The sequence below is a fragment of the Streptomyces sp. NPDC060198 genome, assembly GCF_042728415.1.
Lineage (GTDB): Bacteria > Actinomycetota > Actinomycetes > Streptomycetales > Streptomycetaceae > Streptomyces.
This window is the reverse complement of sequence record NZ_JBHWZJ010000638.1, coordinates 1-1,965: the sequence shown is the minus strand read 5'-3', so window position 1 is coordinate 1,965 and position 1,965 is coordinate 1. Positions and strand designations below refer to the sequence as shown.

The 1,965-nt window shown below is 69.5% G+C and carries 1 protein-coding gene; it reads left to right on the top strand.

The window, feature by feature from the left end; all coding sequences use genetic code 11:
* Positions 1 to 281 precede the first annotated feature (281 nt).
* Complete coding sequence (gene serA, locus ACFWEP_RS34335) at positions 282 to 1,874, top strand: phosphoglycerate dehydrogenase (RefSeq protein ID WP_387376177.1); 1,593 nt, start codon at positions 282 to 284, stop codon at positions 1,872 to 1,874.
* The last annotated feature ends 91 nt before the right edge of the window (positions 1,875 to 1,965 follow it).

Sequence of the window (1,965 nt, the reverse complement as noted above, 5' to 3'; positions counted from 1 at the left end):
GCCACACGCCCGGCCCCGTGTCACTGCGGGGCGCGACGGGCGGCACACGCACGGACCGGAAGGACAGCGTCAAGAGGCGGCGGCCGTACCCATGTACCGGCTGTCCACCCTCGGACGAGTGATCCTTCCACCGGGGAGCATTCAACGCCCCGGCGCATGACTACACTGCTCAACACATATACGCGTCAGGGCCCACAGTGTCGTGCGTCTACCACGCGGCTAGCCTCCACCGCCTGCGGCCGTCGGGACGGCCGTCCGCACTGGGATTTGTGAGGACACACGTGAGCTCGAAACCTGTCGTACTCATCGCCGAAGAGCTGTCGCCCGCCACGGTCGACGCCCTGGGACCGGACTTCGAGATCCGGCACTGCAACGGCGCCGACCGCGCCGAACTGCTCCCGGCCATCGCCGATGTCGACGCGATCCTGGTGCGTTCCGCCACGAAGGTCGACGCCGAGGCCATCGCCGCGGCGAAGAAGCTCCGGGTCGTCGCCCGCGCGGGTGTCGGTCTGGACAACGTCGACGTCTCCGCCGCCACCAAGGCCGGCGTGATGGTCGTGAACGCACCGACCTCCAACATCGTCACGGCCGCCGAGCTCGCCTGTGGTCTGCTGGTCGCCACCGCCCGCCACATCCCCCAGGCCAACACCGCCCTGAAGAACGGCGAGTGGAAGCGCTCGAAGTACACGGGTGTCGAGCTGAGCGAGAAGACCCTCGGCGTCGTGGGCCTCGGCCGCATCGGCGTGCTGGTCGCCCAGCGCATGTCCGCCTTCGGCATGAAGATCGTCGCGTACGACCCCTACGTGCAGCCGGCCCGCGCCGCGCAGATGGGCGTCAAGCTCCTCAGCCTGGACGAGCTGCTGGAGGTCTCCGACTTCATCACCGTGCACCTGCCCAAGACGCCGGAGACCCTCGGTCTCATCGGCGACGAGGCGCTGCACAAGGTGAAGCCCTCGGTGCGCATCGTCAACGCCGCCCGCGGCGGCATCGTGGACGAAGAGGCGCTCTACTCCGCCCTGAAGGAAGGGCGCGTCGCCGGAGCCGGCCTCGACGTCTACACCAAGGAGCCCTGCACGGACTCCCCGCTCTTCCAGTTCGACCAGGTCGTCTGCACCCCGCACCTCGGCGCCTCCACGGACGAGGCCCAGGAGAAGGCCGGTATCGCCGTCGCCCGCTCGGTGCGCCTCGCGCTCGCCGGCGAGCTGGTGCCGGACGCGGTCAACGTCCAGGGTGGAGTCATCGCCGAGGACGTACGCCCGGGCCTGCCGCTCGCCGAAAAGCTCGGCCGCATCTTCACCGCCCTCGCGGGCGAGGTCGCAGCCCGTCTCGACGTCGAGGTGTACGGCGAGATCACCCAGCACGACGTGAAGGTGCTCGAACTCTCCGCGCTCAAGGGCGTCTTCGAGGACGTCGTGGACGAGACCGTCAGCTACGTCAACGCCCCGCTCTTCGCGCAGGAGCGCGGTGTCGAGGTCCGCCTCACCACCAGCTCCGAGTCGGCCGAGCACCGCAATGTCGTCACCGTGCGCGGCACCCTCTCGGGCGGCGAGGAGGTCTCGGTCTCCGGCACGCTGGCCGGCCCCAAGCACCTCCAGAAGATCGTCGCCATCGGTGAACACGACGTCGACCTGGCGCTTGCCGACCACATGGTCGTGCTGCGCTACCAGGACCGTCCCGGTGTCGTCGGCACCGTCGGCCGCATCCTCGGCGAGGCCGGTCTGAACATCGCGGGCATGCAGGTTTCGCGCGCGGACGTGGGCGGGGAGGCGGTCGTCGTCCTCACCGTCGACGACACCGTGCCGCAGTCGGTGCTGAACGAGATCTCCGAGGAGATCGGTGCCGCCATGGCCCGCTCGGTGAACCTCGTCGCCTGATCCGTTTTTCCGCACCGCGTGCCTCGGCACGTCGTGACCTTCGCACGGCGTGACCCGCGCACGCCGTGACCTTCGCACCTGGGGCCCGTAC